Annotated in this window: 5 protein-coding genes; 2 read left to right on the top strand and 3 right to left on the bottom strand. The window is 67.8% G+C overall.

Annotated elements, in window-relative coordinates; genetic code table 11:
• The 3 genes from RMP09_RS00980 to purN form a co-directional block, all read right to left on the bottom strand.
• Window positions 1-961: MBL fold metallo-hydrolase (locus RMP09_RS00980; protein WP_310564141.1), on the bottom strand; the 961-nt coding region annotated here is incomplete at its 3' end.
• A gap of 95 nt (window positions 962-1,056) precedes the next feature.
• The gene (locus RMP09_RS00975) at window positions 1,057-1,656 is read right to left on the bottom strand and encodes a TetR/AcrR family transcriptional regulator (RefSeq protein ID WP_310564140.1); all 600 of its coding nucleotides are present in this window, start codon (window positions 1,654-1,656) and stop codon (window positions 1,057-1,059) included.
• 83 nt (window positions 1,657-1,739) lie between these two features.
• The gene (purN, locus tag RMP09_RS00970) at window positions 1,740-2,327 is read right to left on the bottom strand and encodes a phosphoribosylglycinamide formyltransferase (protein WP_310564139.1); all 588 of its coding nucleotides are present in this window, start codon (window positions 2,325-2,327) and stop codon (window positions 1,740-1,742) included.
• Between the two features lie 47 nt (window positions 2,328-2,374).
• Here purN and RMP09_RS00965 point away from each other — a divergent pair, with 47 nt between their 5' ends.
• Both RMP09_RS00965 and RMP09_RS00960 read left to right on the top strand, forming a co-directional pair.
• A complete protein-coding gene (locus RMP09_RS00965; protein ID WP_310564138.1) occupies window positions 2,375-3,043 on the top strand; it encodes a YceH family protein in 669 nt (222 codons plus the stop codon).
• Between the two features lie 189 nt (window positions 3,044-3,232).
• A partial coding sequence (locus tag RMP09_RS00960) for an acyl-CoA dehydrogenase family protein (protein WP_310564137.1) occupies window positions 3,233-4,013 on the top strand: 781 nt, incomplete at its 3' end.

Below are 4,013 nucleotides of genomic sequence, written 5' to 3'. Positions count from 1 at the left end.
TGTCGCGCTCGGCGGTCCAGATGCGCGGGTTCTTGATGCCGCTGGCCTCGTCATACGCGCGGGTCACGTCGAACGGCAGGCAGTGTTCGTAGATGAACACGTGGCCGAAGACCGGGTCCATGCTCTTGCGGGTGTGGGCCATGGCGGCCTTGAGGTCCATGCCGGCGGCGGCGGCTTCCTTGCCGGCCTGGAACAGCGTGGTGACCCAGCGCTGGGTGTAGTCCAGCGCCTTGTTCACGTTGGCGTTGCCCTTCATGGCTTCACCGCGGCCGGGCACGATGAACTCGGCCTTCAGTGCGCGCAGCGCCTCCAGCGTGGCGGGCCATTCTTCGAGCTGGGCGTCGCCGGTGTAGACGCCGGCTTCGTACTCGACCAGGTCGCCGCTGAACAGCACTTTTTCTTCTTCCACCCAGGCGATGGTGTCGCCGCGGGTGTGGCCGTAACCGGGGCTCCAGATCTGCACCACCACACCGCCGAGGTTGATGGACAGCTTGCCGGGCACCTCGCCCTTGGTGGGGTCGCCGCCCCCGATGACCATGCTCGGCCAGGTCAGGCCGGGCACCGATTCGGCGCCGCGGAACAGGCGCGGGAAACGCTCCATCTCGCTCTTCATGTCCTGCGCGCCGCGCTCGCGGATCAGCTCCAGCGTGCCCTGGCTGGCGATGATTTCGGTCGCGCCTTCGGCGAAGTAGGCGCTGGCGCCCAGCACGCGCACCGCGTGGTAGTGGGTGAGCAGCACGTACTTGATGGGCTTGTCGCTGACGGTGCGGATCTTGGCGATCAGGTCGCGCGCCATGGCCGGCGTGGCGGTGGCGTCGCTGACCATGATGAAGTCGTCGCCAATGATCACGCCCGAGTTCGGGTCGCCTTCGGCGGTGTAGGCCCAGCAGTGCGGGCTCAGTTGTTCGAAGGTGATCTGCTTGTCGTCCAGATCGGCCTGGGAAGCGAAGGCTTTGCTCATGGGGTCTCCTGTGGGGGGTGGCGGCGGCGCGGATCGCACCATCGCCGAAATTTTACCTAAACGAAATCAATTACGCATAAGTAAACAATCAACCCTCAGGCCCCGAAGCCCTTTTCCAGCGTCGCCACCACCTCGTCGGCGAAGCCGGCGTAGCTCATGGGGCCGCCCGGGCGCAGCCAGGTGAAGGTCCAGTTGATCATGCCGAACAGCATCATGGTCAGCGCGGTCTGGTTGGCGGGGGTCACGCGGTCGGGGTAGGCGCGTTTGAGAAAGCGGGTGAACGCGGCCACCACGTCGCGCTGGCGGTTGAGGATCAGCTCGCGCTGCGTCTGGCCCAGGAACTTGGTGTCCGACACCAGGGCCACGTGGCGCGTGGCCGAGGTCTCGTACTCGGACAGGAAGGCGCGCACCAGCGCGTGCAGGGCCTCGCGTTCGCTGAGGTTCTGGCGCTGGGCATGGGCCTCGGCCTCGCCGATCAGCGCCAGCAGGCGCTGGGTGTAGCGGTCCAGCAGGTCGAACAGGATCGCTTCCTTGCTCTCGTAGTAGTGGTAGAGCCGGGCCTTGCTGGCCCCGCACGCGGTGGCGATGTGGTTCATGCTGGCCGCAGGAAAGCTCTGCTGCGCAAAACACTGGGCCGCCACGTCGAGGATTTCTTCGCGCCGGAGGTCGTGGGAAGCGGATTTGGGTCGGGCCATCGGGCCATTGTCCCACCCCGCTTGTCCCACCCCGCACGGCGGCGCCGGCACCGCGGTGCGCCCGGCGGACGCCCCTCCGGCCCTCAGCGCGCGGGCGCGATCAGGCGCTCGACCACCCGCGGATAGATGAGGTGTTCCTGCGTCAGCACGCGCGCCGCCAGGGTCTGGGCGGTGTCGCCGGGCAGGACCGGCACCACCGCCTGGTCCAGGTACTCGCCATGGTCGAGTTCGGCGGTCACCTGGTGCACGGTGCAGCCGGCAAAGCGGCAGCCGGCGTCGATGGCGCGCTGGTGCGTGTGCAGGCCCGGGAACGCGGGCAGCAGGCTGGGGTGGATGTTCACCAGCCGACCTTCGTAATGCCCCACGAAGCCGGGCGTGAGGATGCGCATGAAGCCGGCCAGCACCACCAGCGCCGGCGCGTGGCGGTCGATCTCGGCCATCAGCGCGGCGTCGAAGTCTTCGCGCGAGGCAAAGGCCTTGTGGTCCAGCGTGGCGGTGGCGATGTGGTGTTCGCGGGCAAAGACCAGGCCACCGGCATCGGCCTTGTTGCTGATGACCGCCGCCACCTGCGCGCCCCAGCGCTCGCGCCAGCGCCGCTTGAGCGACGCGTTCACGATGGCGGCCATGTTGGAGCCGCTGCCAGAGATGAGAATGACGATGTTTTTGTTCACGGCGCGAATCACAACCAACCAATCAGCACAGAAGGCCCGCAAGTGTAATGAACCTCGATGTCCGCACCCGTCCCCTCTCGTCCACCGAAGCCCGGGTGCTCGCCACCCTGATGGAAAAGGCACGCACCGTGCCCGACAGCTACCCGCTCACCCTCAACAGCCTGCAAAGTGGCTGCAACCAGAAGACCGCACGCGAGCCGGTGCTCAACCTGACCGAGGCCGAGATCAGCGAGGCGCTGGACGAGCTGCGCCAGCTCAGCCTGGTGTTCGAGACCAGTGGCGGCCGCGCCACCCGTTACGAACACAACTTCCTGCGCGTGGTGGGCGTGCCCGACCAGTCGGCCGTGCTGCTGGGCCTGCTGATGCTGCGCGGCCCTCAGACGGCGGGCGAACTGCGCATCAACACCGAACGCTGGTACAAGTTCCTGGACATCGCCTCGGTGGACGCGTTCCTCGAAGAGCTGCAGGACCGCAGCGACGACAAGGGCGGCCCGCTGGTGGTCAAGCTGCCGCGCGCCCCGGGCGCACGCGAGCAGCGCTGGGCGCACCTGCTGTGCGGCCCGGTGGACCTGTCGGTGCCGGCCGCCGCATCGGGCAACGGGGGCGCCAGCGAGGAAGAGCTGATCACCCTGACCCGCCGCGTGGCGGCACTGGAAGACACGGTGGCGCAGCTGCAGACACAGCTGAACGACCTGCGACAGCAACTGGGGGCCTGACCCGCAAACGACGCAACGTGGGGGCACCGGGCCAGCCGCCGGGCCGCCCCAAGGCAGGCCCAGCCCCCCCCCGGGGGGCAGCGACCCGCGCAGCGGCGGAGCGTGGGGGCCCCATGTCACGACCCGGACACCACAAAAACGAACGGTCGTGCCAAACTCCGTGTTGATTCCACCCACACGGAGACAAGCATGGATTTGGCATTCACGCCGCAAGAGCAGGCGTTCCGCGACGAGATTCGCGGCTGGGTCAAGGAGCACCTGCCCGCCGACATCGCCCACAAGGTCCACCACGCGCTGCGCCTCTCGCGCGACGACATGCAGCGCTGGGCCAGGATTCTGGGCAGCAAGGGCTGGCTGGGCTACGGCTGGCCCGCGGCGTTTGGCGGCCCGGGCTGGACGGCTGTGCAGAAGCACCTGTTCGAAGAGGAATGCGCCCTGGCCGGCGCGCCGCGCATCGTGCCTTTTGGCCCGGTGATGGTGGCCCCGGTGATCATGGCCTTCGGCAACAAGGAACAGCAGGAACGTTTCCTGCCTGGCATCGCCAGCGGCGACGTGTGGTGGAGCCAGGGCTACAGCGAACCGGGTTCGGGCTCCGACCTGGCCTCGGTCAAGACCCGTGCCGAGCGCCAGGGCGACCACTACCTGGTCAACGGCCAGAAGACCTGGACCACGCTGGGCCAGTACGGCGAGTGGATCTTCTGCCTGGTGCGCACCAGCACCGAAGGCAAGCCCCAGACCGGCATCAGCTTCCTGCTGATCGACATGAAGTCGCCCGGCGTGACGGTGCGCCCGATCAAGCTGCTGGACGGCGAGTGCGAGGTCAACGAGGTCTTCTTCGACAACGTCCGGGTGCCAGCCGAGAACCTGATCGGCGAAGAGAACAAGGGCTGGACCTACGCCAAGCACCTGCTCAGCCACGAGCGCACCAACATCGCCGACGTGAACCGCGCCAAGCGCGAGCTGGAGCGGC

The sequence above is a fragment of the Hydrogenophaga sp. genome, from assembly GCF_031426985.1.
Lineage (GTDB): Bacteria > Pseudomonadota > Gammaproteobacteria > Burkholderiales > Burkholderiaceae_C > Hydrogenophaga.
The sequence above is the reverse complement of the archived record's forward strand: the minus strand, read 5'-3'. Positions and strand labels throughout refer to the sequence as shown.

What these genes read in the sequence shown, in the direction of transcription:
- RMP09_RS00975 (WP_310564140.1), bottom strand. Translation starts at nt 1,656, where the DNA reads ATGGCCCGACCCAAATCCGCTTCCCACGACCTCCGGCGCGAAGAAATC.
- RMP09_RS00965 (WP_310564138.1), top strand. Translation starts at nt 2,375, where the DNA reads ATGAACCTCGATGTCCGCACCCGTCCCCTCTCGTCCACCGAAGCCCGG.